This is a genomic window from Arthrobacter sp. GMC3, assembly GCF_002929305.1.
Lineage (GTDB): Bacteria > Actinomycetota > Actinomycetes > Actinomycetales > Micrococcaceae > Specibacter.
In genome coordinates, this window is sequence record NZ_PJIO01000004.1 from 69820 (window position 1) to 94805 (window position 24986).

Here is a 24986-nt window from a genome sequence, read left to right on the forward strand (position 1 = left end):
TGCTCCTACGGAGTTGGAAATGCGGTGGCTACCGGCATCTCGGAGGGTGGGTTTTTGGAGAGAGTGCGGAGGGATCGCAGTTGCGGCCAGTGCGGACGCAAGGCATCTCGGGTGGAAAGGAATGTTTGGTACCCGTTGCGGTATACCGCGAGGTTGCTTGTTGTTGGATGAAAAGTACTCGATTTGGGGACCATGGCAGTAACCGCGGCGCGAAGGTCCGGGTGAATACCTGCTGCCACTGCGGCGAGGCTCGCCACGCCCCTTGCGCCAACCTCTGGCTCATCCTGTCTGACCACGCAGCGCCCGGAGACATCGGCAAGAATCGAGCACAAGAGGTCAGAATCCGATCCGCCGCCGCAAATGGCCAGATCCTCGGTGAGGCCTAGTGCGTCCAGGCATTCGGTCAACGAATATGCCAGGCCCTCGTAAACACTGCGAAGTAGCTGCGCTGGTGTGGTGGTTATGCTCATGCCAAGCCATGATGCTGACGCGCTGCCGTCAGTGAAGGGGGCGCGTTCTCCGCTGGGGGAACCGTAGGGCAAGTAGACCAGTCCACCGCTTCCGGCGGGAACGGACCTAGCTTTGCTTTCGACCTCGTGCCACGGCAGATCGCCCAGGCCCAGGGATTCACGCGCCCAGTCAAGGTTTGGGGTCCCCGTCATGGGGGCCAAGCATTCAAGGACTTGGCTGCCACGTCCTGTGGAAAGGACAATGCTCGATGAGGTGCGAACGTCCTGGCGGGACGCATGCAATACGCCCACGAAACCGGTTGTACCCAAAATGGCGTATCCCTCCCCGGATTCAATGGCGCCCAAGCCAACGCCCGCAGCTGCCGTGTCCACCATCCCGACAGCGACCGGAATGCCTGCAGGTAACCCCAACTGGCGGGCTACCCGTACTTCTAGGATGCCCGCGATGGCTTGTGGGTCAAGGACTTCTGGTAACTTCGAGCGAAGGCCGGACTGGCCGAGTGCGGAGAGTAGTTCCTCCGAGTAGGCGCCAGTTGAGGTGTCAAGGTAGGTGCGTGAGGCCTCACTGGGGTCCGTTGCGATTCTCCCCGTGAGTTTGTATCGCAGCCAGTCTTTGCAGTTGAGCTGGTGGTCTAGAGCGGCATTGACTGCTGGTTCCGCCGCCGCGATCTCCTCGAAGAGGAGCGGAAGAGCGCCGGGGAAAAGCGGGGATCCAGTAATCTCGTGAACCGCCGCGGCACGGCCGTCCGCTGTCCAGCGTTCCAATCGGTTCTCGGCCCGTGCGTCAAGCCACAGGGCGGCTCGCCTGAGCGGCAGGCCTCTGCTGTCAACAAACCAGGCGCCGTCGCCCTGACCTGTTAGTCCGATGGCAAGTACGTCGCAGTCCACCAGTTGATCCACCACGGCGGTGATCGTGGAAGCTGCCGCATCCCAGATATGGCTCATGTCTGCCTCGGCTGCGCCGGTGTCCGCGCGCTCGATGTGCACGCTGGAGCGGGCGATTCCTGCAATCTGCCCTGACAACGTGAATGCAACGGTCTTAACGGAAGTGGTCCCGGCGTCAATGCCGAGGATAATGCTGGTGCGTCCTTGCACTGGAAGACTCCGAACATTAGTACGTTGATGTGATCTATTGTTCAGCATAGGCGCTTTTAGTGCGACACGCTAGCGCACGGCGAGCTGCCGCCATTTTTCATCCCGAAGACATTTGGGGCGTGATCTTCCCGGCGAGAGGTCCCTTTGGGGTCACCGGGGCGGCGGGTGGGCAATCAAGGTTGGAGTGGGAATGATGAAATTCTTTCAAGAAATATTTGATTAACCGCTTGACCATTGCGAAAGTGGGGCGTTATGGTCTTGAATAACCGGTTAACCAACTAGTTTGAGGTGACGATGATTCAGCAAGGCTTTTACAAACCGCACGACGCCTGGGTGGGCGATGTGATCCCGTGGGAAGAGGATGGTGTATTCCATTTGTTCTACCTCCACGAGTCACGGCTTGTCCCGAAGGAAGGCATGCCGTGGCACAGGGTCGTGAGCGAGAATGTCATCGATTTCCGTGAGACGGGTGAGGCAATTGCCTCGGGAGGGCTGCAATCCGCGGACTTCAACGTCTATACCGGCAGCATTGTGCGTGACCCCGACGGCGTACACCATGCCTTTTACACTGGCCAGAATCCAGCCCACACAGGTGCGGACGGCCTGGCCCTGCAGTTGGTCATGCATGCCACAAGCCGTGACGGTATGCAGACTTGGACTCGTCACGCTGCAGACACCTTCGGTGCCACCGCCGGCTACGAGACCGCCGACTGGCGAGACCCATATGTCTTCTGGGATGAGGATGCTCAGCTTTGGCGCATGCTCATCACGGCCCGCCACGCCCAGGGTCCGGCACGGCGCAGGGGAGTGATTGCCCAGTGCACCTCGTCGGATCTTGAAAACTGGAAGCCCGCGCCACCGTTCTGGGATCCCCGCCGCTACATTGCCCACGAATGCCCCGAGGTGTTCCAATGGGGTGACTGGTGGTACTTGGTCTATTCGGAGTTCAGCGAAGCATTCACCACCCGTTACCGCATGGCACGCAGCCTGGCGGGTCCGTGGATTGCGCCTGAGTATGATTCTCTGGACGGGCGGGCCTTCTACGCCGCCAAGTCGGCCGCCCGCGACGGCCGCCGCTTCTTCTTCGGCTGGATTGCTTCCCGCGAAGGCGGGAACGACGACGGCGCCTGGCAGTGGGCTGGCACCATGTCAGTTCTTGAGGCCGAACAGCGCGAGGACGGCACGCTGGCATTCCATCCGGCCCACGAGCTGAGGGACACCTTCGCCGAACCGGTCCGCACCAGCCTCAGTGGCGTCCACCTCAGCGCCCCCGGCGGGTACGTGGACATGCTCACTCAAGAGGATGCCCCCAACGCCGTCAGAATTGTTGCCCGGTTCACCATTGCCGAGAACACCAGCGAATGCGGGGTCCTGCTGCGGGCGAGTGTCGACGGCGACGAGGGCTACAGCCTGCGCTTGGAACCCAAACGCGGGAGGCTGGTCTTTGACCGCTGGCCGCGGCGCTCAACAGGCGCCGAACAATGGCAGATCTCCGGCGACGTCCCGCACGCCATCGAACTGGAACGGCCAGTCGCGCTTGTTCCTGGCGTCCACGAACTGGAAGTCATCGTAGACGGTGACATTTGCGTGGCAACCGTTGATAACTCCACGGTGATGAGCACGCGCCTTTACGACCGCCCCACGGGCCGCATCGGTGTGTTCGCCGGTGAGGGAGAAGTCACCATTACCGAGTTCTCAGTGGCCATGCGCGCAGCTGCCACTGCAGCGCCACTGCCAGACGCTGAACTTGTCGGAGCCCGGAGCTAGAACTTTCTGTAATTCACCAAAACGTTCCCACCGATTAATCAATGGAGATTCTGACTATGACAATTACCAAGCGCAAGACTGCCTTCGTGGCAGCCGCAGTAGCCGCGGCCCTGGCTCTCGCCAGCTGTTCGGGCTCAGTCAGTGGTACCGAACCAACGAACGCCAACCCTTCCGGGGCGATTGTGCCCCGCGAAATTTCGTGGTTGCTCTCCCGCCCTGCTGACGGTGGCGTCATCACGGCGATGAAGAAGATCGCGGACGAGTACGCCGCGGACCATCCGGGTTTTTCCCTCAACCTGATTACCACGCCTGATCGTCCCTCTTACATCCAAAAGTACGAGACGCTCGCCGCAGCGAACAAGCTGCCGGAGCTCTTCGATACGGATGCCACCCCGTTTGCGCAGAAGCTTGCCAGCCAGGGCCGCATGATCGATGTGAACACTCTGCTGAAGGACCTTGATGTGGAAAAGGACTTCCGGCCCGCCGCGCTGAACTACCAGCGATTCGATGACGGTTCCTTGTACATGGTTCCGTTTGAGTTCCAGTTGGAGTTCTTCTGGTACAACTCATCACTGCTCAAGGACGCGGGTGTTGAAACCCCCAAGTCACTGGATGATTTCCCGCAGATGTGCAAGGCACTCCGGGCCAAGGGCGTCACGCCCATTGCCCTCAACGGGCAGGACCAGTGGCCGCTGGAACGCTACATGGCGTACTATCCGTTCCGGATGGCTGGCCCCGAGTACATCCAGAATCTCAAAAATGGCAAGGCAAAGTTTGCCGATCCGGCCGGCAAGGCTGCAGCTGAATGGCTGTACAGCTTGGGCCAGGCTGGCTGCTTCCAGAAGGGCTTCTCCTCAACCGGCTACGCGGATGCGCAAGCCCTGTTCACCTCCGGCAAGGCTGCCGTCTACAACATCGGGACGTGGGAGCTGGGCAACCTCGCCACCGACAAGCTCGACGCCGGAGTGCGCGACTCGGTTGACTACTTCACCCTCCCCACTATCAAGGGAGCTGTGACCCAGGAGAATGAGTACGTCACGCCGTCGGGCATTGGCATGGCCATCAACGCCAAGACCTTTGATCCGCTGGTTCGCGATTTCCTCGCCTTCGCGCTCAAGAAGTACCCCGAAATCTATGCCGGCACGGGTGCGATTTCGCCAACGACGACCACCAACACCACCATTCCGGCCAATGCGACAGAGCTCTACAATCGAGCCGTAGAGCAGGCCAACGACGTGGGCAGGGCCATTGCGATGCCGTGGGACACGCAGCTGGACCCGGCCACCAATTCGCGCCTGCAGCAGGAACTTACCCTTCTTGTGCAGGGCGACATCAAACCCGACGAGTTTATCAAGACCATGGATGCAAGCCTTGCGGAGAACCGCAATGGCTAGAACAGCGCAAACTACGCAGCCCAGAACGGCCACCCGGACGCCCCGGATACGCAAGACAACCGTGGTTTCAATGCTTCCGGGACGCTCCAGACTCTCCGTTGCCGTTTTCCTGATCCCGCCCTTGGTGCTCTACGGCCTTGCCGTGCTACTCCCCATTGTTCAGTCGCTATTCCTGAGCTTCTTCCGTTGGGATGGCATTACCGACATGAAGTTCATCGGTATGGACAACTACGTCAAAATGTTCACCCGAGACGATGTCTTCTGGACAGCCTTCGCTAATGCGATCGGCTACCTGGCGATCTGCCTGGTCCTGCAACTGGGCGGGGCCCTGCTGGTGGCCGGGCTCCTGACAGGCATCCACCGGGCCCGCGAGCTCGTCAAGACGCTCTACCTCCTTCCTGCTGTCATCTCCACGGTAGCCATCGCCTTTCTGTTCCAGCGGATCTACTCGCTGGAACCGGTGGGTCTACTCAACCAGGTCCTGGGTTGGGTGGGTCTGGGCGGACTGCAAACGGCCTGGCTCTCCAACGTCCAGACGGTACTTGCCGCCGTCTCCATTCCCGAGGGGTGGCGATTCACCGGCCTGTACATGCTGATCATTTATGCGGCCCTCATCGCGGTTCCCAAAGAACTCGAAGAAGCCGCGCGTCTGGATGGGGCGTCGTGGTGGCAAGTATTTTGGAACGTCCGATTCCCGCACATCCGGCCCGTCTGGATCACCACCACCATCATGGCAACCACGTTCGCCCTGCGCGGTTTCGACATTCCCTACCTGCTCACCAACGGCGGCCCAGGTCAGTCCTCGGAACTGTTGACCACCTATATGTACAAAACCGCTTTTGTGCACACCGACTACGGCTACGCCAGCGCAATCTCCGTCTTCATCGTCATCGAGTGCCTGGTTGCCGTAGGCCTCATCTTCCTACTCCTTCGCAGAAGGGACGCCTCATGAGTGCGACAGTTCTCACCGCGCCCACCACACCCAGCCCTGTGAAACCGAGGGTTCGGGCCAGCAAACCAAGGCGGCTGCGCATCCAGCGCATGCTCCTGACGGCGACCATAGTGCTCATTGTGGTGGTGCAGGTCTACCCGATGGTGTGGTTGTTCCTGACCAGTTTCCGCACGGCATCAGATTTTGCCTCCGGAAACCCGTTTGCCCTGCCATCTGAGTTCACGCTGGAAAACTACTCCCGCGCGTTCGCCACCGGCAATTTGTGGCTGAACATTCTCAACAGCCTCATCGTCACCCTCGGCTCGAGTATGCTGATTGTCATTGCAGGCATGATGGCCGCCTACGCCCTGCAAGTTCTGGGCTTCCGGCTCAGCGGGCTTGTCCGCGCACTGTTCCTGCTGGGCATCATTGTGCCCGTGCAGATTGCGCTGGTCCCACTGTTCATTGACTATTCCAAGATCGGCCTGCTGGACACTCACATGTCCATGATCATCCCGCTCGCCGCGTTTGCCATGCCCATGGCCGTCTACCTATTCAGTTCCTTCTACGAATACATCCCGCGGGAAATGTATGAGGCCGCGTCCCTGGACGGTGCCGGCCCCTTTCGGATTTTCACCCAGATCACGTTCCCGCTTTCGGTGAACACCATCATCACCGTGGTGCTGGTCAACAGCATCTTCATCTGGAACGACTTCATCTTTGCCAACACGTTTGTGCTCTCCGACGGGCTCAAGACCATCCCATTGGGTTTGCAGAACTACATTGGAGCGATGGGCAACACCGATTGGACCGCGACCTTTGCCGCGGTCTGCGTAACAGTCACACCGCTGCTGTTGGTTTTCCTGGTGCTGAATAAAGCCATGATTAGCGGTCTCGAGAGTGGAGCAACCAAGGGATGACAAGCGTAGAGCACAACAAGGGTGGCCACGTGGTGACAATGCGTGATGTTGCCAAGGTGGCCGGAGTGTCAGTCGCCACGGTGTCGCACGTCATCAACGACAAGCCCGGCGCCCGTATCGGCGAGGACGCCCGGGCGCGGGTGCACGAGGCCGTGGCAGAGCTGGGCTACCGCCCCAACGCCCTGGCCAAGACGCTGTCCCAGGGCACCTCACGCTTCATTGGTCTGGTTGCCGACGCCATTGCCACCACCCCGTTCGCCGGCCAGATCATCCACGGCGCACAGGACGAGGCCTGGAAGAACGGCTACGTGCTGCTCGTGGCCAACACCGACGGCAACAAGGCGGCAGAGGATGAGGCCATCGCCATGATGCTGGAGCACCAAGTGCACGGGATCCTCTACTCGAGCTGGTACCATCGCGAAATCACGGTTCCCGCCATGCTCCACCAAACGGACACGGTGCTCGTGGACTGCTTTGCTGCCGGAGGTGGGCTGCCCGCCGTCGTGCCGGATGAGGAACAAGGCGGGCGCACCGCCACTGAGGAACTACTGGCCGCCGGGCACCGCAGGATCGCCTTCATCAACACCACGACGCCCTCGCCGGCGCAAAGTGGCCGCCTGGCCGGGTATCGCGCTGCCCTCGAAGCTGCGGGCATCGACTATGACGAATCGCTGGTGTTCCCCGCCTCGCCCGAGCAGGAGGGTGGCTACGCTGCGACATCGAGCATCATTGGCTCCGGCGTGACGGGCGTGTTCTGCCACAACGACCGGGTGGCGATGGGCCTCTACGACGGGTTGCGCGAGAGGGGGCTGCGGATCCCCGAGGACATGGCTGTCATGGGTTTCGACAACCAGGACGTCATCGCGGCCCACCTGCGCCCACCGCTGTCCACGGTGGCCCTGCCGCACTACGAGCTGGGCGCCGCGGGTGTGCGGATACTCCTTGGCCTGGACCCGTCCTCTGACACGCTCCCCACCCGCATCGCCTGTCCAGCAATCCCGCGGCACTCCATCTAAGGAAACAGCAATGCCCTCCCACAACTACGTGATGCCGAGGCCCACCTTCCACTTCACCCCGCAACGCAACTGGATAAACGACCCCAACGGGCTCGTCCACCACGGCGGCCTGTGGCACCTCTTCTACCAGTACAACCCCGAAGGCCCCGACTGGGGCAACATGAGCTGGGGCCACGCCACCAGCACCGATCTGCAGCACTGGAGCGAACACCCCGTGGCGCTGCCATACAGCGATGGCGAACAGATCTACTCCGGATCCATCGTGGCAACGCAGGGTGAACCGCAACTGACAGCGTTCTACACCAGTGCTTTCAGCAACGGGCGCCAGGCCCAGTCGAAGGCAACAAGTATTGACGGTGGCTTTACCTGGGAGCAGGACCCGCACAACCCGGTACTTGACCGCGGAACCAACGCCTTTCGCGACCCCAAAGTCATCCGCTATGCCGACGCGGACGGCACCGATCGGTGGGTCCTGCTCGCGGTTGAAGCAGAGGATCGGCAGGTGCTCTTTTACTCATCCACCGACCTATCCAATTGGGAGTACCGGAGCAGCTTTGGTCCCCTGGGCCCCGAGCAGGACGCCGGGCAGCTGGTCTGGGAATGCCCCGACCTCATCCCGCTGCCCGTGGACGGCGATCCGGAGAACCTCCGCTGGGTCTTGCTGATCAGCACCAATGCAGTGGGCGAGGACCCGGATCCCGAGGGCTCATCGATGAGCTACCTCATCGGCGACTTTGACGGAACAAGCTTCACCACGGAATCCACCGGGCTGACCCGACTTGACCACGGTAGGGACTTCTACGCCGGCGTGACCTTTGACAACGCCCCGGCGAACGAGAAGATCATGCTTGGCTGGATGAGTAACTGGGCCTATGCCGGCGACATCCCGTCTGCCCCGTGGCGCGGCGCCATGTCTCTGCCCCGCCGGTTGTCACTGCGGACCATCGACGGGTTCCCGCGGCTCCTCCAGCGACCGCCGGAGTTCATCCTGGAGCAAATCGCCGCGGTCCCGGCAGGCCGATTTGAGCTGGCGCAGGCCGCCGAGGTGGTACTCAGCGGGCACTCGCTCCTGGAACTGCACTGGGATCCGGCCGCCACCGGAAGGCTGAGCCTGAAACTTCAGGGAGATTCAGATGCGAGTGTAGACATAGAGCACTCGCCGGACACGGGTGCCTTGCGCATCACTCGGCACGGCGCTGCCGTGGAGGCCATCCACGCAGCCTTCCCGTCCACGAGCACCATCGCAATGGACGCCGCGCCTGTCCAACTCTTGCTGAGCCTGGATGGGCCGTTGCTGGAGCTGTTCATCAACGACGGCGAAGCCACCGCGTCCAACCTTATTGTCCTGGGCGCTGGTGCTGTCACGGCACGCCTTGACAGTGATCTGCCGGGCTGCGTCACCGTCACCACGTTTGATGTCCCCGCCTCGGACAACCTTTCAGCATTATCTTCTGCACGCAGCGCAACAACCCTCGTCTAGAGCACCACTTCATTCCCCAACCGCCAATTAACCCTGGCGGGCGCCCCCGCGCGCCCGCCAGACTGTGAAAGGAAGCCAACCATGATGCACCCCATCGCGCGACGAAGTGTTCTGCAAGGCGTAGGCGCCGGAGCGCTCGCACTAATGCTGAGTAGTGTTCCCCGGCCCACAGCCGCACAGGCTCAGGCATCGGTGCGCGCCAAGTATCACATGACTCCGCCAGCGGGCTGGCTGTGCGACCCGCAACGGCCCGTCACTACAAACGGCGCCTACCAGCTCTACTACCTGCACTCCGGTGTGAACAATGGCCCGGGCGGCTGGGACCACGCCACCACCAGTGACGGTGTGGCCTTCACTCATCACGGCACCGTGATGCCACTTGAACCGGAATTCCCTGTCTGGTCAGGGTGTGCCGTGGTGGACACCGCCAACACCGCCGGGTTTGGCGCGGGCGCGGTCATCGCCCTGGCCACGAAGCCCACCGACGGCATCCGCAAGTACCAGGAGCAATATCTTTACTGGTCTTCCGACGGCGGATTCACCTTCACTGCCCTGCCCGATCCTGTCATCGTCAACACCGACGGGCGCACGGCAACAACGCCGGCGGAGATTGAGAACGCAGAGTGGTTCCGTGACCCCAAGATCCACTGGGATGCCGTGCGCAGCGAATGGGTGTGCGTGATTGGGCGGGCCCGTTACGCGAGCTTCTACACCTCGACGAACCTGCGCAACTGGACCCTCAAACTCAACTTTGACTACCCTAATCACGCACTTGGCGGCATTGAATGCCCCGATCTGTTCGAGATGACTGCAGGAGATGGTACCCGTCATTGGGTGCTCGGGGCCAGCATGGACGCCTACAGCGTAGGACTGCCGATGACGTATGCCTACTGGATGGGAACCTGGGACGGCGAACAATTCATCGCCGCGGACCTCACCCCGCAGTGGCTGGACTGGGGCTGGGACTGGTACGCAGCAGTCACCTGGCCATCCGCGGAGGCGCCGGATACACGCCGTCTAGCCATTGCGTGGATGAACAATTGGAAATACGCTGCGCGGGACGTGCCCACCGATGCGTCAGATGGCTACAACGGCCAAAACTCGATCGTGCGTGAGCTGCGGCTTGAGCACCAGTCCGACGGCCGGTATAGCCTGCTCAGCAGCCCCCTTGAAGCGTTGGCGAATTACGCCACAGCAACCACAACGATTCCCAACCAAACGGTGAATGGCAGCTTCGTGCTTCCGTTCAACGGACGAGCCTACGAACTGGAACTGGACATCAGCTGGGAGGCTGCGAGCAACATCGGCGTCTCAGTCGGACGCTCGGCCAACGGTGCGCGGCACACCAACATTGGCAAATACGGCAACGACGTCTACGTTGACCGCGCACCTTCGGACCTCAGCGGATACTCTCTAGTCCCCTACTCGCGGGCCGCCGCACCCATCGACGGGAACGCCCGGTCAGTGCATTTGAGAATCTTTGTAGATACCCAAAGTGTTGAAGTTTTCGTGAATGCAGGGCACACCGTGCTCTCCCAGCAAGTCCACTTCACCGACGGCGACACCGGAATCTCGTTCTACAGCGACGGTGGAGCGGCAACATTTAGCGGCATCACCATCCGCGAACTCGACGCCACCACATAACCCGCCCGGCGCCATCCCCGGAGGAATCCGGCCGGGGATGGCGCATTCCCCAAAAAAACCACAGACGAAAGGCCCTCCTCATGGCAGGAAAAGCACGCCCCGAAACCACGGTAGAGGGCAAAATTCTCGTCGTTGGCGAGACACTCGTTGATATCCTGCATCGGGCCGACGGCACCATCGAAGAGAAACCCGGCGGAAGCTGCGCCAACGTGGCCCTCACACTCGGACGGCTGAACAGAACCCCGAGACTTCTCACTGTCCTCGGCGAGGACTCACACGGCCACACGGCCAGGGCGTGGCTGGAAAAATCCGCGGTCTGGGTGCAGGCACAGCAGGCAGCGCGCACTTCCACGGCCACAGCCCGCCTCAACGCCGACGGTGCGGCCAGCTATGAGTTCGACATCGAATGGAATCTCACCATCGAGCAGGCAGATCCGATCGACGCGCTCCACATCGGATCGATCGCGGCAACACTTGAACCAGGTGCGGGTGCAGTTTCGGACCTTGTCGATCAACACCGCGGCCGGGCCCTGGTCAGCTACGACCCCAACATCCGAGCCAGCCTTGTGGGCAACCCCGCCAGGACTCGCCAACGCGTGCTGTCCCTCATTGGGCGTGTCGACGTCGTCAAAGCAAGTGACGAAGACATCGCGTGGCTGCATCCGGGCGAAGCCGTGGACGACGTATTGCAACAGTGGCTTGAAATGGGGGTGGTGCTCGCCGTCGTGACCGCCGGCGCAGCAGGGGCCATTGCGGTCACCAAGTGCTCCCGGGCCAGCGTCGAAGCCGTACCAGTGACCGTCGAGGACACCGTGGGTGCCGGGGACACTTTCATGGGGACCCTCATCGATGGCTTGATTGCAGGAGGGGTGTTTGGCCGCGGGGCGCGCCAAGCCATTGCCACAATGGGCCCATTGCAGCTCTCATCCCTACTCGAACGGTGCGCACGATCGGCTGCGATCACCGTCTCCCGGCCCGGCGCCGACCCTCCTACCCGTGAAGAGTTGGCCCAAGAAGGCACATCCATTTGAACGTATCTCAGGACTTGGTCCCCGGTGCGGGCGGCGGCTTCACCGATCCCGGCAGCTATGAGAGGGAACGGTTTGCGGACCAGGCGAGCCAGAGCCGGGCGTAGAGCCCGTCGCGGGATAACAATTCCTCATGCGTGCCCGCATCAATGACTCGACCGTCCTCCATGACCAGAACCCGGTCGGCTTGGGCTGCCTGACTGAGGCGGTGTGCCACACTGATAGCCGTGCGGCCACGCACTGCACGCAGCGCCGCTTCCTCCAGCAGCTGCGAAGATCTTGAACCATCCTCGGCCGTAGCCTCATCCAAGACCACCACTGGGGCATCACTGAGCAACGCACGCACCAAGGCCAGGTGCTGGGCGCGGTCTCCGGTTATTGCGAGCCCGCCCCCGCCCACGGCGGTGGCCAGCCCCTGCGGTAGTGCATCCACCCAGTCGGCACCAGTGGTGGCGAGTGCCGCGAGCAGTTCCGCATCGCTGGCGGCGGGGGCCGCCAGTCGCAGATTCTCGGCGATCGTGCCGGAAAAGACATGAATGTCCTGGCTGATCAGCACGGCGCTGCGGCCCAGGCCCGGTGTGCCCTCTGCGCTACCGTAGTGCACCCCATTCCACAGCACAGACCCGGCCGTTGGTTCAAGGCTGCCGGCGATAACCCGGGCGAGCGTGGTTTTCCCCGCCCCGCTAGCGCCCACTAGGGCGAGGTGTTCGCCCTCGCGGATGTGCAAGTCCAGGCCGGAAAGGATGTTTTTTCCGGGTAGGTATCCGGCGTCGATGCCCGTCAACACGACCCCGTCCCTCGGGGAACCGACGTCGTCACTCAACAGGGGACTAACAGCAGCACCGCTGGCACCGTGGAGCGCGCCCACCAGCCGCGACAACCCGGCCCCAGCAAGTTGCAGATCGTCGACGTTCATGAGGATGACCCCGATAGGACCGAAGAGGCGGTGAAAAAACAGCGCCGCCGCCGTGGCGGCGCCAATGCTGACCGAGCCGTCGCCCACCAGCCAGTAACCCACCGCCAGGATCGAGCAAAGTCCGACCAGCTCCGCAACGTTTAGCCGGCCCTGGAAGCGTGTGCGGATGACCACCGTTTGCATGACCAGGGCGATGGCCTCAAGCGAGGAGTGGGCAATCCGTGCGAGGTGCCGGCTGCCGTGGCCCAGGGCCCGCAAGGTATTCACGCCTGCGGTCGCCTCGAGCAGGAACTGCCCGCGCTGCGATTCGGCAATGCGCACCCTGCGGTACAGCGGACCGGAGGCACGCAGGAAACTACGCAGGGCGAAGACATGGATGGGTATGCCCAGGAGCGCCGCAATCGCGAACCGTGGATCGATTGCACCTAGCCCCACGATGGTCAAGGAGATCGTGAAGAGTGCCGTGATGAAGGAGGGAAGAACGGAACCGATGGCTTCATTGACGGCTTCCACGTCGTCCGAGACACGCGAGATAAGGTCTCCGGAGCCCGCGCGCTCCAGGTCCTCGGACGGCTGGGCCAGTGCCGTGGCAAACACGTCCTCACGCAACTCCGCCAGGCCGTGTTGGCCCAACTCTGCCATAGCAATGGAACCCCAGCTGTCCAGGGCCGCCGAGGCAATGGCCGCGGTCAGCAGCACAGCTGCCGCGGGAACCAACGCCCCGGACAGTTCGCCGCGGCCGGCAATGTCCACCATCCAGCCCAGGACTGCGGGCACCAAGAGCCCGGTTGCGGAACCGGCCAGCAACGTTACCACCATGAGAGCCATCAGCCCCTTGCGGCGGGCGAACACGCGCAAGGTGTGATTCCATGTTGCCCGGGTGCCGGCAATGGGAAGTCCGGCGGCGCTATCCACCTCGCGGGTGTCGGCGAGGGTTCGTTGACTAGGGGGCATTGCTTGCCTCCGAGCCATGCACGTTCCCGGGCTGCGGCGCATCAAGGTCAACAACGGAGTCACAAATACCCAGCAGCGCCGGGCTGCCCGTGATTAGGATCAGGGGGCGCCCGCGCAACCGTCCCAGCGACTCGGCGATGCGGGCTTCGGTGACGGAGTCGACGGCGGAGGTCGGCTCATGCAGCACCAACACCGGCTGGGGTTGATGTAACGCCCTGCCCAGCAGCAGGCGCTGTCGCTGGCCACCGGAGAGTGTCCGGCCGTGTTCTCCGATTCTCGAATCGAGCCCGGCGGGGAGACGCCGGAGTACCTCATCCAGGCCGGAGGCGGCCAACAGTGCCGTGTCCACCGTGTCTGTGGCGAGGTTGTCGCGGACGCTGGCGGAGAAGACGGCCCCGTCGTGGTCGGACACGAAGACCATGCGGGCCACCTCCTCCGGTCCCAAGTCAGTCGCGTCGCGCCCATGAAGGGACAGCTCGCCCCGGGTCAGGGGACGTTGGTAGGTGAGCAATTCGATGAGCCGCCGGGCGTTGGCTGGGCTGGCAGTAACGCCCGTGATGCTGCCGACGTCCAAATTCATCACGAATCGACTCCCCGCAAAGGGTGCGACGCTCAGTCCTCGCGCCACCCCAGGGGTCCGGTCGACGTCGGGCATTCCGAGATGAGGTGCCGGGGTGCCGGGTACCCGCTGGTCGAGGTCGTTCTCTTCAGCGAAGAGACCGGAAAGGCGGCCGGCCACCGCACGCTTCTCACGGATCTCGGCACCAAGGAACGCCAAGGCGGTCATGGGGTCCTTAATGAACTGGGCCAGGCCGACAACCGTCACAAGTTGCCCCACAGTAATGGTGCCGTTGGCGGCCATAGTCGAGGCGAGACAGGCGATGGCTGCCAGGAATGTACCCGAGAGGGCGAGCGAGACACCCGTAAATAAGGCCTTGGCGCGCGCCATCGACAGGGCCGCCTCCAGCGATGATCGGCTAGCCGCGCGATACCGCCGGGCAGCACCGTCGACTGCCCCGATCCCTTTCAACACGCGCAGGCCGGTGACCAGATCTGAAGCCACATGCGCCGATTCCGCCGCGGCAGCCTGTTGCTGCACAGCCCGCCGCTCCAGGGGGGTGGTGACTAAATGCATGAGCAGCATGAAGGCCGCGGTTGCCAGGAGCACTGTGGCACCGAGCTGCCAAGAAATCAGGACAAGGGCGACGGCTGCAGTCAGCAGCGCGGCAAAGGCACTGAGCTGCTCGGTGACCACCCACGACAGGCCCGCTGTGTGGCGGGTGTCCGAGGTGGAAATGCTCAGCAGGCGGCCCGGCCCGCGGCCAGCACCGCTGTGTAATGGATCCAGAACCTTTCCTACAAGCAACTGCCGCAAGGAGTGTTCACCGTGGCTGAAAACACTGGTGTTCAGGCGCGTACCAATCCGCCAACTGAAGGTGAGCACCATGAAGAGCAGCGTGATCCCGGCCAGGCACCAGAGCAGGGCCCCTGGATTGCCCGGGGCGATGGCCTGGTCCACGGTCACGCCAATGGCCACCGGGACCAAGGCCTCGGTGACTTGGTGGAGCATGCGGCAACCAGCGGCCACGGCCAGCCGTTGTCCGCGGCCCTCGCCGAAGGAGCCGTGGATCAGCGTCTGGCCGGGGGTGGTAGGGAAGGCGTGCCCGCCCGGGACTGTGCCGCCTACTTCACGCCCGGGATCCGTGGGCGCACTGAGAGTTGAAACCATGCTTTCAACCCTAGGAATGAACATGAACCCGGAACAAGGGCCACAGCGGACAAGCCATATCGGGTTCGGGACACGGCCCCTTGCCAGCAGCCCTCGCTAGTCCATATCGGCAGGCCTGTCGCCAGCCTTGTTGCGGGCCCAGTATCCGATCGCGTGATGCCGATCGCGCGGGGATCCGAGCCGTTGGCGCAGATCACTGCGGATGGCGCGGCTCGCAGAGGCCTCGCACGCAACCCAGGCGTACCAGGGGGCGTCGGGCTCTGCCAGTTCGGCGGCCGCGCCGGGGAGGGCGCTTTCACCGAGACCATTGCCGGTGCCGACCAGCCAGCGGTACTGGACGTCGGCGGCGCTGGCGAAGGGCAGGATATCGGCTTTGTCCGCGACCTCCGCGATCACCACGGCCCGAACCCCCACGGCCAGCCCTTCCAGGATGCGCCCGAGGCCCGGGAGTCCTGTTGCGTCGGCGAGGAGGATCTGCACCTCGGCGTCGGAGGGTGGCTCGTAGTAAGAGCGGCTTTCCCCGTCGTTAAAGACGCCTATGACGTGACCAGGCTCGGCCCGCTCGGCCCATGTTGATGCGATTCCGTGTCCGTGCAGGGCGAAGTCTATGTCAAAGCGCCGCCCGTCGTCGTGCACGGAACGGATCGTGTAGTGCCGCCATGGTGGCTCCTCGCCTGTCCAACCGGGACCGTACTCCGGCAGGTTGAACGTCTCGAGTTCGGCCCTGGTCTCGCCGGGGCAGGGAATGGCGATGTCGACGCGTTCGTCTCCGACCCCGTCGACGTGCCAGCGCCAGCCGCCAACAGTCTCGAGGGTAATGCGGATCATGTGCGGAGATAGACGTGTCACGTGCACGACGCGTGCTGGTGCGCAGGGGATTGCCACTGTTGGTCCTTCGGGTGTGTGAGAGGAAGTGCGGACGCCGTCGCAGGCCTTCGCATAAAGTAAGGTTAGCCTAACAATAGTTTTGGAAGGTTGTGTTGTGACATCAGTGCTTGCTCTTGCTCCTGCTCCTGCTCCCGCCCTCGCCGCCGAGTCCGGGAAGATCGGATCCCGTGCCGAAGACCTCGCGAGGGTGGTGCGCGACCCTCGGGCAGTGCCGGATTCGTTCCTGCTGACGACCGGAATGATGGAGCAGGAAGAGTCTTATCAATGGCCTCCGCATAGCCACGACGAGCATGAGTTGATTTGGTCCGCCAGGGGAGTGGTGACGATCATCGTCGACGGGCGAATGTGGAGCGTGCTGCCCGGGATCGGACTTTGGATTCCACGCGGCGTGGTGCATGAGGGGCACATGGACGGCGGTGTTGCTTCCCGGGTGACACTGTTCACCCCGGAGGCCTGGACGCGCGGTTGGAAAGGTATCACCGCGGTGAGAGTCAATGCGGCGGTGCAGCAGTTGCTGGTCCATCTTGCCCGCACGGGAATGCCCGCGGCGGAACGGCTGCGGGCTCAGCAGGTCTGCATCGACATGCTTGAACCGGTCGGCTATGGCAGCATCTCGGTACCAATCCCATCCGATCCGAGGATCCGGGAGCTGGTTGACAGCGTCCTGAAGGACCCTTCCGACGACCGCTCCTTGGAGCAGTGGGCGCGCAGATTGAATCTGAGCTCGCGAACCATCACGCGCACGTTTGGGGCGGAGGTGGCCATGAGTTTTACGCATTGGCGTCGGCTTGTTCGCATGCGCTCAGCCCACGGATTGCTGTCACAGGGCCTGAGTGTGGGAGCTGTGGGGCGAAAAGTAGGTTACGGAACCACTAGCGCATTCGTGGCCGCCTTCCGCAAGGTAGTTGGCCGCACTCCGGGTGAACTGATCTCCGCAAGCTAGAGCTTGCGCACGCGCAACCACTCTTGTCCGAAATGCGATACTCGCTGTCCACATAGCCGAGGGCCAACACCCTAGGCTTGGATGTTAGGTAACCCTGTCCTAACCTGTCAGGTTGTGCCACACAGTAAACACTTCGAACACAGGATGATCATGTCCAGCACTCTTTCGGCCACTACGGCCGCACCACTCCGGAAGCGGAGCCTGGTCGCCTTCGCCCTCATCGCAGTTCTCGCGATAAGCGGCTGCTCTCTAAGCACCAGCGACGCCGATTCGGCACCGGCCAGCCAGGCCGAATCGGGCGCTTTCCCCGTCACCATCAAGCACGCCCTCGGTGAAACCACCATCAAGCAGGAGCCGAAACGAGTGCTGGTCATGGACTCGGAATCGGCCGACACGACACTAGCTCTGGGGATCGTACCCACGTCCATCTCAAAGCAAACTTGGGGTGGAGACGAACAGGGGTACTTCCCCTGGACGCGCCAGGCCATGGATAAACTTGTTGCTGAAACGCCGCAGACGAAGCAGTTTTACTCCGAGAGTGGCGACCTCAACTTTGAAGTGATTCTCGGTGAAGCCCCAGACATTATCTTGGCTCCCTACTCGGGCTTCTCCCAGGAAGACTACCAACGGCTCAGCGAGATCGCTCCGACACTGCCTTACGACAACAAGCCATGGCAGCCGAGCTCATGGCAGGCCATGACGACCAGTATTGGTCAGGCGCTGGGACGTCCGGCACGTGCGGCAGGACTTGTCGCCGGTGCCGAGGCCGCAATGGACCAGGCCAAGACAAGCCATCCGGAATTTCAGGGCGTGAGCTTCCTCTATGGCACGTACCTGCGTGAGGGCGAAACCGAGGCAGCCATTTACGGTCCCGCCGACCCTCGGGTGAAGTTCATTGAGGCCCTGGGGCTGACGGTGGCACCTGATGTGATTGCCGGCGCAGGCAAAGCCGAAGCTGACTCGTTCAGCTTCGGTGTGAGCTTGGAAAAACTCGACACCGTCGACGCCGACATCTTCCTGGGCTGGGCCAGCGAACAATCCGAGGTCGACTACTCCCTGAAGAATCCGCTGTTCTCCCGGTGGCCTGTCATCACAGGAGGCAAGGACCTCTGGATCACCGACAAGGCACTCTCATCCGCGACCCAGCGTGTTAGCGTTCTTGGAATTCCGTGGGGCTTGGATGTTCTTGTCCCGCAGCTTAGCGCTGTCATTGGACAATCATGAGTACCTTTGGCATGCGCGCCCAGGGCGCTCCGAAGAGGCGCCTGGCCGCCATCGCACTTATCGCAGTCCTCGCGCTCAGCGCCTGCGCCTCAGGCAGCACCACTGCTGGACAGGCGGTGGACGCGGTCGCGGCCGGCCAGGCCGAATCCGGAGCATTCCCCGTCACTGTCAAGCACGCCCTGGGGGAGGTGACGATCACCGAGGAGCCTGAACGCATAGCCGTCATCGGTTGGACCACACCGGACATCGTGGTGGCCTTGGGCCGGGTGCCCGTTGCTGTCGGGAAAAACAGCTATGGAGCCGACGACGCCGGGTACTTCCCCTGGTTCCGCGAAGGGGTCCAGGAACTAGGTGGCCAGCTGCCGCTCGCATTGCCGAGCCTGGAACGCGGCGAGATTGACTTCGAAAAGCTGCTGGACACCGCTCCGGACTTGATTCTGGCGACCTATTCCGGGATCACGGCCGAGGACTACACGCGGCTTTCCGCGATCGCCCCCACCGTCGCCTACCCGGAAACGGCATGGGCGACACCTCTTGAGGACAACATCAAGATCGTCGGCAAGGCACTGGGCGTTCCCGAACGTTCCAAAAAGCTGCAGGCGAGCCTCAACGCGACGATCAGTTCAGCGGCACAGGACCATCCTGAGTTCAAGGACGTCACTTTCGCCTACGGTACGATTCCCTCCGATGATGGAACCGTACTGTTCAATGGACCGGCCGACACCCGCGTGCAGCTCCTGGAGCAGCTGGGGATGGTCCTAGCTCCGGGAATTTCAGAACTTGCAGCGGCCAGCCGGGAATCGTCCAGTTTCAACGTGAGCCTGGAAGACATGTCGGACCTCACTCCTGGGGTGTTCGTGACGAACGTTGAAGATGGTGCGCAATGGAAGAAGGCGTTGGCTTCCAGCAGCATCTTCGCCAGCTGGGGCCCTATTGACCGGGGAGCGGTGGTGGTAACCAGCGATCATGCACAGACTATGTCACTGGTCTCGCCGAGCCCGCTGAGCATTCCGTGGGGCCTGACCAGTTTTGTCGGGCCGCTTTCGGACGCCATCGGCAAGCTCCGCTAGCCCACCATGCGAACAGGATTCAAGCAGTGAGCAGTACAACTGAACTGGTCGGCGAACGCGCGACACCACAGACCCGCACGCCAGTGAGCCGCGGGACAGTCCACACGCCCACCTTCCGAACCCTTGGCTTGCTGGCCGCCGCCGGGATACTGGTGGTGGTCACCATTGCAAGCATTATGATAGGTGCCCGCGACCTGACAGTGGACACCGTCCTGGCAGCGTTGTTCAATCCGGACGGCACCACCGAAGCCCTCATCATCTGGGAATTGCGTGTTCCCCGCACAGTGGTGGGGCTGGTGGTGGGACCGGCGCTCGGTCTTGCCGGCGCCCTCATCCAGGCCTTCACCCGGAACCCCCTGGCCGACCCCGGCATTTTAGGTGTCAATGCTGGTGCAGGTTTTTTTGTCACCATCGCCGTGGGGGTATTGGGATTCAACGATGCCCGTGGCTATGTGTGGTTCGCCCTGGTAGGCGCAGGGGTGGTGACAGTGCTGGTGTACCTGATCGGATCGGTGGGCACCGGCACTGCCAACCCTGTTCAGATGACGCTCGCCGGCGTCGCCCTGAGCGCCGTACTAGGCGGCATCGCCTCGGGTATCAGTTTGAAAAACCCGCAGGCGTTCGACAATATGCGCTACTGGGGTGCCGGATCCATCGGTGGCCGGTCCTTGGAGGTTGTCGCCGCGATAGCACCGCTGATATTCCTCGGGGTCATCCTTGCCCTACTTGTGGCTAAGCCGCTCAACGCCTTGGCCATGGGCGAGGACGTGGGCAGATCTCTTGGGGTAAGCGTTATGGGCACCCGGATTGTTGTGGTTGTGGCTGTCACGGTGCTTGCTGGTGGGGCGACGGCGTTGGCTGGCCCCATTGGATTCATCGGATTGATGGTGCCACACATCGTTCGCTGGTTTGTTGGCCCGGATCAACGCTGGATCATGGCCTACACGCTGGTGGTCTCGCCGATCCTCTTACTGGTCGCGGATATCCTTGCCAGGATAATTCTGCCCAGTGGCGAGCTGCGTGTGGGACTGGTGACCGCCGTCGTCGGCGCCCCCATCCTAATCATGTTGGCCCGGCGCAAGAAGGTGAGTGGACTGTGAAGCTTGCCGAGCGGGTTCCCTCCCGGAACGGCCGCCCCCAGTACTTGCTGCGCTCCTTGAACCCACCAGTCTCGCTTCGATTCGATCGCCGAACGATCGTTGTTGGCGTCATCGTCGTGGCCCTGATCGTTCTCGTGGGAGCTTACACGCTGACCGCGGGCGCTTCCCACACACCACTTTCTGATGTGGTGTCGGCGCTCCTAGGCCAGGGGGACCGGCGCACAGAGATGGTGGTGGTCAAATGGCGACTTCCGCGCCTGCTGTTCGCCATCTTCTGTGGTGCGGCACTCGGCATGAGCGGGGCACTTTTTCAGTCACTGACACGCAACCCCCTGGGTAGCCCGGACATCATTGGTTTCGCAGCCGGCTCCTACACTGGTGCTTTGTTGGTCATGCTCGTGGCCGGCAGCACGGGCTACTATCTTGTCGCGGCGGGCTCACTCATCGGCGGTATCGTGACGGCGGCACTGGTCTACCTCTTGGCCTACCGCCGCGGTGTTGAAGGATTCCGGCTTATCATCATGGGCATCGGGGTCAGCGCGGTGCTCGGCTCCGTCAATTCCTATCTGATGCTGCGGGCCAAGCTGCAAGACGCCATGTCCGCGGCCGCTTGGGGTTCCGGGTCCCTGAATGGACTCAGTTTTGACCAGTTCTGGCCCATGCTCACCATTTTGGTGTTGCTGGTGCCAATGGCCCTAGCACTGGGGCCGGGTATGCGGCAATTGGAGATGGGGGATGACGCAGCCAAGGCGTTGGGCCTGCGCACCGAAAGACTTCGCCTTGGGGTGGTGGTGATCGGTGTTGCCCTGACCGCACTGGTCACTGCCGCCGCTGGCCCGATTTCCTTCATCGCCCTCGCTGCGCCGCAGATTGCCCGCCGGCTCACCGGTGTCTCCGGCATAGGAATGATTCCGGCGGCACTGACTGGTGCGCTGCTGCTGACCTGTGCCGATGTCGTGGCGAATTCCATCCAGCTGCCTGTCGGCATCATCACTGTCTCGATCGGCGGCACGTACTTGCTCTGGCTTCTCGTACGCGAGTATCGACGCAGAAAATAGTCACGTTCCCACCCCTCAGAAAGTACACTCGTGAACACACTCACTGAGACTCTTCCGGCCGCTGTCGACTCGAGCGATCTTCGTGCCGAAAACGTCACCATCGGATACGACAAGCGGACCATCTCCGCAGACCTGAACGTCACCATTCCGCCAGGGTCCTTCACCGTCATTATCGGACCCAACGCCTGCGGAAAATCGACCCTTTTGCGCGCACTCTCACGGCTTCTGACCCCCAGCAACGGAGCCGTGCTGCTCGATGGCAAGGAGATCTCCAAATACCAAGCGAAGGAGGTGGCCCGCCGCATCGGCTTGCTGCCCCAATCCTCGATTTCACCCGACGGTATTACGGTGGCCGACCTGGTGGGCCGTGGTCGCTATCCTCATCAGAAGCTGCTCCAGCAGTTCTCGCACCGCGATGAGATCGCAGTCTCCGGCGCGCTGGCGGCAACCCATCTAACCGAGCTGTCCTCCCGTCTGGTGGATGAACTCTCTGGCGGCCAACGGCAGCGGGTCTGGGTGGCAATGGTCTTGGCCCAGCAGACCCCACTACTGCTCCTGGACGAGCCCACGACGTTCCTTGACATTGCCCACCAAATCGAACTGATGGAGCTATTCAGTGCATTGCATGCAGACGGGCACACCCTTGTCGCGGTGCTGCATGACCTCAACCACGCAGCGCGGTATGCGACGCACCTAATTGCGATGAAGGATGGGCAGGTCGTCGCGGAAGGACCACCCGAGGAGGTTGTCACGGTGGAGAACGTGGCCAAAGTGTTCGGCATCGACTCAGTGGTCATCGCCGACCCGATTACCGGAGGGCCGTTGGTGGTGCCATTCAAGAACACCGGGCTGTCCCCAAGGATTTGAAAAGCGCTCGCAACGATGACCTCACATGTCCGGACGTGACCTTCTGCTAAGCGGCATGAAGACTCATTGGTTTGGCCTGCCCGACCCCCAATAAGTTCTAGCAATGAGCACTTTTCCTCTGCATAAGAACTCCCCAGATTCTTCGTCCACCGGAGGTCCGAAGCGTCCCCCCATCATCCTGGGGGCGATGTTCCGTGCTGTCGGTGCATACCCGTCAGGGTGGCGGTATCCGGGGGCACACCATGATCCCCACACCGATCCTGACGTCATCAAGGCAACGGCGTTGGAAGCTGAACGGGCCGGACTGGACTACATCTTCTTCGGCGACTGGCTCGCCACCGGGGCGGATCTTGAATTCCGGGATCCGTATCTCGCGGCACGGATTGAGCCGCTCAGTGCCGTGGCGTTCCTGTCCGGGGTTACCTCACGGATCGGACTGATCGCCACCGTCAACGCCACGTACTCTGACGTCTACACGCTGGCACGGATTAGCGCCTCAGTGGATCGGCTGAGCGGCGGGCGGCTGGGGCTAAACATCGTCACCGGTGCAGAACCCCGGGCCGCGGCAAACCATGGCCGAGACGCCCACTGGGACAACGAGCAGCGCTACGACTCGGCCACGGAACTTGTTGACGCATTGCGGTTGCTTTGGGACAGCTGGGGCGAGGGCGCGCTTGTCGCGAACCAGGAACGCGGGGTGTACATTGACCCCACAAAATTGCATCGTGCCGATTTCCCTGGCGTTCACCACCCTGTTGCAGGCCCCTTGAATGTTCTTAGACCGGTTCAAGGACATGTCCCTCTTGTCCATGCCGGGACATCTGAAAGGTCACGGCAGCTGGTCCACACGCGGGCGGACCTCGCCCTTGTCGCCTTGCCATCCCTGGCCGCGGCCAAGGAAGCCACCGACAACCTCCGGCGCGGTGTGGCCGGGACTGGCCGGAATCCCGGTGCGGTCAAAATAATCACCCCGGTACTACCCATCATCGGCAGCACTCTCGAGGAGGCGTGGGAAATCCACGACACCCTGGTGTCACTCGTTCCCGTATCACCGGGCCAGCACGACGGGCGTGAGGGGTTCCCCACTGGCCGTAGCATCGCCGTCCTTGACGAGGTGATCGGGACGGCTGCCGGCCACGATCTGGAGGCCGACGTCAGTGCCGCCGATGCCGCGGCATTCAATGCGCGCGGCGTTCACCTCCTGGACCTGGTGAAACATCGGTCCGGAAGGGTGCCGGGCAGCAAACGCCCGGTGCGCTGGCGCGATGTCCTCGTCAACCATCTCGTCCCTTACAGCGTGGTGGTGGGCACCCCGCAACTAATAGCCGACTATCTGCAGTCCTGGTACCAGGACGGTGGCGTTGACGGTTTCAATGTCCTCACCCCCTATCTCGGCGACCAATTTGAGCGTTTCACCCGAGAGGTAGTTCCGGAACTAAAATCCAGAGGGCTGTTTCGCGGGAACTACGACGGCGTCACCCTGCGGGACCAGCTGGGGCTGGCGGTCCCGGAGAATCAGTTCCAGCAGAGCGGGATCAACGATGCGCCGGCTACGGACAGCTTGCCGGTGGCGAGATGAGCCAGGTAGCGTCCGCGCATGATAGGGCACCGACCGGAGCGGGTAGCCTTCGTGGCCAGTACTTCATCTCCGCGGACGAACTCGCTCGCGAGCTTGCCAATAGCTCTGCTCCGGTGTTGCTGGACATCCGCTTTCGGCCTGGCCTCGCCGATCCACGCGCCGAGTACGACGCCGGCCATCTTCCCGGAGCACACTTTGTTCCGATGGATACGGTCCTGGCAGACGCCGGCCCCAACTCCACATCCACCGCAACAGAGGGCGCTCTGCCCTTGCCGCGGATCGGGGCCCTGCAAGAAGCACTGCGGTTCTTGGGCGTTAACGCGGACTCACGAATTGTGGTGTACGACAACAGGAACGGCCTCTCTGCGGCCCGGGCCTGGTGGATCCTACGGTGGGCCGGTCTAAGAAATATCCGAGTCTTGGACGGCGGTTACGGGTACTGGCGTGTTCGAGAGCTTCCCACCACAACTACACCAGCGGCCGCCGTCGACCGAGGAACTGTGGCCTTGAGCGAAGGGCACATGCTTACCATAAGCACCGAAGTGGTTGACCAGCTCCCAGCCAGGGGCGTCCTGATCGATGCACGGGAAGTTGTGCACTTCTCAGCCTTGACAGCAGGAACTCCTGCTCACATCCCGGGGGCAAGGAACCTGCCCAGTAGTGCCGATGTGGATGCGGAGGGGCTACTGCTTCCCGATGCCGAACTTCGTGCCCGGAACAGGGCAGCGGGAGTCGTCAATGGCACAGCCGTGGGCAGCTATTGCGGGGCTGGAGTCCTGGCAGCCCACAAGGTGCTGACCTTGGCCACGCTGGGCATCGAATCCGCACTGTACGTCGGATCATGGTCTGCCTGGTCGGCCACAAGCCAAGGTTTAAGCGCATGTAGCCCAGCGAAATAGCAGTCCTTGCGTTG

20 protein-coding genes are annotated in these 24986 nt (G+C 62.4%); 16 read left to right on the forward strand and 4 right to left on the reverse strand.

Annotated elements, in window-relative coordinates; all coding sequences use genetic code 11:
- Positions 1-5: 5 nt before the first annotated feature.
- Positions 6-1565: an FGGY family carbohydrate kinase gene (locus CXQ94_RS08785; protein WP_219817010.1), complete on the reverse strand. Its 1560-nt coding sequence runs from the start codon at positions 1563-1565 to the stop codon at positions 6-8.
- 294 nt (positions 1566-1859) lie between these two features.
- Between CXQ94_RS08785 and CXQ94_RS08790 the strand changes: the two genes are divergently transcribed.
- From CXQ94_RS08790 to CXQ94_RS08825, 8 genes are all read left to right on the forward strand, one after another.
- On the forward strand, positions 1860-3332 hold the full coding sequence (locus CXQ94_RS08790; RefSeq protein WP_104088698.1) for a glycoside hydrolase family 32 protein: 1473 nt from the start codon (positions 1860-1862) through the stop codon (positions 3330-3332).
- Between the two features lie 56 nt (positions 3333-3388).
- Entirely contained in the window at positions 3389-4726 is a 1338-nt protein-coding gene (locus CXQ94_RS08795; protein ID WP_104088701.1) for an ABC transporter substrate-binding protein, read from the forward strand.
- A 70-nt stretch (positions 4727-4796) separates the two neighbouring features.
- Positions 4797-5678: a carbohydrate ABC transporter permease gene (locus tag CXQ94_RS08800; protein WP_104088705.1), complete on the forward strand. Its 882-nt coding sequence runs from the start codon at positions 4797-4799 to the stop codon at positions 5676-5678.
- Entirely contained in the window at positions 5675-6577 is a 903-nt protein-coding gene (locus tag CXQ94_RS08805) for a carbohydrate ABC transporter permease (RefSeq protein ID WP_104088708.1), read from the forward strand. The genes CXQ94_RS08800 and CXQ94_RS08805 overlap by 4 nt, the downstream gene beginning before the upstream one ends.
- Positions 6574-7593, forward strand: coding sequence for a LacI family DNA-binding transcriptional regulator (locus CXQ94_RS08810; RefSeq protein ID WP_104088711.1), 1020 nt, complete (start codon positions 6574-6576; stop codon positions 7591-7593). Before CXQ94_RS08805 ends, CXQ94_RS08810 begins: the two co-directional genes overlap by 4 nt.
- Before the next feature lie 10 nt (positions 7594-7603).
- Positions 7604-9073 (forward strand): glycoside hydrolase family 32 protein, encoded by a 1470-nt coding sequence (locus CXQ94_RS08815; RefSeq protein WP_104088714.1) that lies wholly within the window; start codon positions 7604-7606, stop codon positions 9071-9073.
- Between the two features lie 81 nt (positions 9074-9154).
- Positions 9155-10717 carry a glycoside hydrolase family 32 protein gene (locus tag CXQ94_RS08820; RefSeq protein WP_104088717.1) on the forward strand — a complete coding sequence of 521 codons (1563 nt, stop codon included), beginning with the start codon at positions 9155-9157 and terminating at the stop codon, positions 10715-10717.
- Positions 10718-10797: 80 nt separating this feature from the next.
- Positions 10798-11748 carry a PfkB family carbohydrate kinase gene (locus tag CXQ94_RS08825; protein ID WP_104088720.1) on the forward strand — a complete coding sequence of 317 codons (951 nt, stop codon included), beginning with the start codon at positions 10798-10800 and terminating at the stop codon, positions 11746-11748.
- Between the two features lie 55 nt (positions 11749-11803).
- Here CXQ94_RS08825 and CXQ94_RS08830 read toward each other — a convergent pair whose 3' ends face one another.
- The 3 genes from CXQ94_RS08830 to CXQ94_RS08840 all read right to left on the reverse strand — a co-directional run bounded on the left by CXQ94_RS08830 (position 11804) and on the right by CXQ94_RS08840 (position 16229).
- Entirely contained in the window at positions 11804-13615 is a 1812-nt protein-coding gene (locus tag CXQ94_RS08830; RefSeq protein ID WP_104088723.1) for an ABC transporter ATP-binding protein, read from the reverse strand.
- Complete coding sequence (locus tag CXQ94_RS08835) at positions 13605-15344, reverse strand: ABC transporter ATP-binding protein (RefSeq protein ID WP_181034141.1); 1740 nt, start codon at positions 15342-15344, stop codon at positions 13605-13607. Before CXQ94_RS08835 ends, CXQ94_RS08830 begins: the two co-directional genes overlap by 11 nt.
- 96 nt (positions 15345-15440) lie before the next feature.
- The gene (locus CXQ94_RS08840) at positions 15441-16229 is read right to left on the reverse strand and encodes a siderophore-interacting protein (RefSeq protein WP_104088729.1); all 789 of its coding nucleotides are present in this window, start codon (positions 16227-16229) and stop codon (positions 15441-15443) included.
- Between the two features lie 97 nt (positions 16230-16326).
- Here CXQ94_RS08840 and CXQ94_RS08845 point away from each other — a divergent pair, with 97 nt between their 5' ends.
- The 8 genes from CXQ94_RS08845 (at position 16327) to CXQ94_RS08880 (ending at position 24972) form a co-directional block, all read left to right on the forward strand.
- Positions 16327-17175, forward strand: coding sequence for an AraC family transcriptional regulator (locus tag CXQ94_RS08845; RefSeq protein WP_219817012.1), 849 nt, complete (start codon positions 16327-16329; stop codon positions 17173-17175).
- A 150-nt stretch (positions 17176-17325) separates the two neighbouring features.
- A complete protein-coding gene (locus CXQ94_RS08850) occupies positions 17326-18399 on the forward strand; it encodes an ABC transporter substrate-binding protein (protein WP_104088732.1) in 1074 nt (357 codons plus the stop codon).
- Positions 18396-19469 (forward strand): ABC transporter substrate-binding protein, encoded by a 1074-nt coding sequence (locus CXQ94_RS08855; protein WP_104088734.1) that lies wholly within the window; start codon positions 18396-18398, stop codon positions 19467-19469. The genes CXQ94_RS08850 and CXQ94_RS08855 overlap by 4 nt, the downstream gene beginning before the upstream one ends.
- A 26-nt stretch (positions 19470-19495) precedes the next feature.
- Positions 19496-20569, forward strand: coding sequence for an iron chelate uptake ABC transporter family permease subunit (locus tag CXQ94_RS08860; protein WP_258066895.1), 1074 nt, complete (start codon positions 19496-19498; stop codon positions 20567-20569).
- Entirely contained in the window at positions 20566-21627 is a 1062-nt protein-coding gene (locus CXQ94_RS08865; protein ID WP_104088737.1) for an iron chelate uptake ABC transporter family permease subunit, read from the forward strand. The genes CXQ94_RS08860 and CXQ94_RS08865 overlap by 4 nt, the downstream gene beginning before the upstream one ends.
- A gap of 30 nt (positions 21628-21657) precedes the next feature.
- On the forward strand, positions 21658-22494 hold the full coding sequence (locus CXQ94_RS08870; RefSeq protein WP_104088740.1) for an ABC transporter ATP-binding protein: 837 nt from the start codon (positions 21658-21660) through the stop codon (positions 22492-22494).
- 103 nt (positions 22495-22597) lie between these two features.
- A complete protein-coding gene (locus CXQ94_RS08875; protein ID WP_104088743.1) occupies positions 22598-24073 on the forward strand; it encodes an NtaA/DmoA family FMN-dependent monooxygenase in 1476 nt (491 codons plus the stop codon).
- Positions 24070-24972 carry a sulfurtransferase gene (locus CXQ94_RS08880; RefSeq protein WP_104088746.1) on the forward strand — a complete coding sequence of 301 codons (903 nt, stop codon included), beginning with the start codon at positions 24070-24072 and terminating at the stop codon, positions 24970-24972. Before CXQ94_RS08875 ends, CXQ94_RS08880 begins: the two co-directional genes overlap by 4 nt.
- Positions 24973-24986 lie beyond the last annotated feature (14 nt).

Coding starts and splice junctions, on each gene's coding strand:
- CXQ94_RS08795 (WP_104088701.1), top strand. CDS start 3,389: ATGACAATTACCAAGCGCAAGACTGCCTTCGTGGCAGCCGCAGTAGCC.
- CXQ94_RS08830 (WP_104088723.1), bottom strand. CDS start 13,615: ATGCCCCCTAGTCAACGAACCCTCGCCGACACCCGCGAGGTGGATAGC.
- CXQ94_RS08810 (WP_104088711.1), top strand. CDS start 6,574: ATGACAAGCGTAGAGCACAACAAGGGTGGCCACGTGGTGACAATGCGT.
- CXQ94_RS08805 (WP_104088708.1), top strand. CDS start 5,675: ATGAGTGCGACAGTTCTCACCGCGCCCACCACACCCAGCCCTGTGAAA.
- CXQ94_RS08825 (WP_104088720.1), top strand. CDS start 10,798: ATGGCAGGAAAAGCACGCCCCGAAACCACGGTAGAGGGCAAAATTCTC.
- CXQ94_RS08800 (WP_104088705.1), top strand. CDS start 4,797: ATGCTTCCGGGACGCTCCAGACTCTCCGTTGCCGTTTTCCTGATCCCG.
- CXQ94_RS08835 (WP_181034141.1), bottom strand. CDS start 15,344: ATGGTTTCAACTCTCAGTGCGCCCACGGATCCCGGGCGTGAAGTAGGC.
- CXQ94_RS08815 (WP_104088714.1), top strand. CDS start 7,604: ATGCCCTCCCACAACTACGTGATGCCGAGGCCCACCTTCCACTTCACC.
- CXQ94_RS08820 (WP_104088717.1), top strand. CDS start 9,155: ATGATGCACCCCATCGCGCGACGAAGTGTTCTGCAAGGCGTAGGCGCC.
- CXQ94_RS08880 (WP_104088746.1), top strand. CDS start 24,070: ATGAGCCAGGTAGCGTCCGCGCATGATAGGGCACCGACCGGAGCGGGT.
- CXQ94_RS08875 (WP_104088743.1), top strand. CDS start 22,598: ATGAGCACTTTTCCTCTGCATAAGAACTCCCCAGATTCTTCGTCCACC.
- CXQ94_RS08790 (WP_104088698.1), top strand. CDS start 1,860: ATGATTCAGCAAGGCTTTTACAAACCGCACGACGCCTGGGTGGGCGAT.
- CXQ94_RS08850 (WP_104088732.1), top strand. CDS start 17,326: ATGTCCAGCACTCTTTCGGCCACTACGGCCGCACCACTCCGGAAGCGG.
- CXQ94_RS08855 (WP_104088734.1), top strand. CDS start 18,396: ATGAGTACCTTTGGCATGCGCGCCCAGGGCGCTCCGAAGAGGCGCCTG.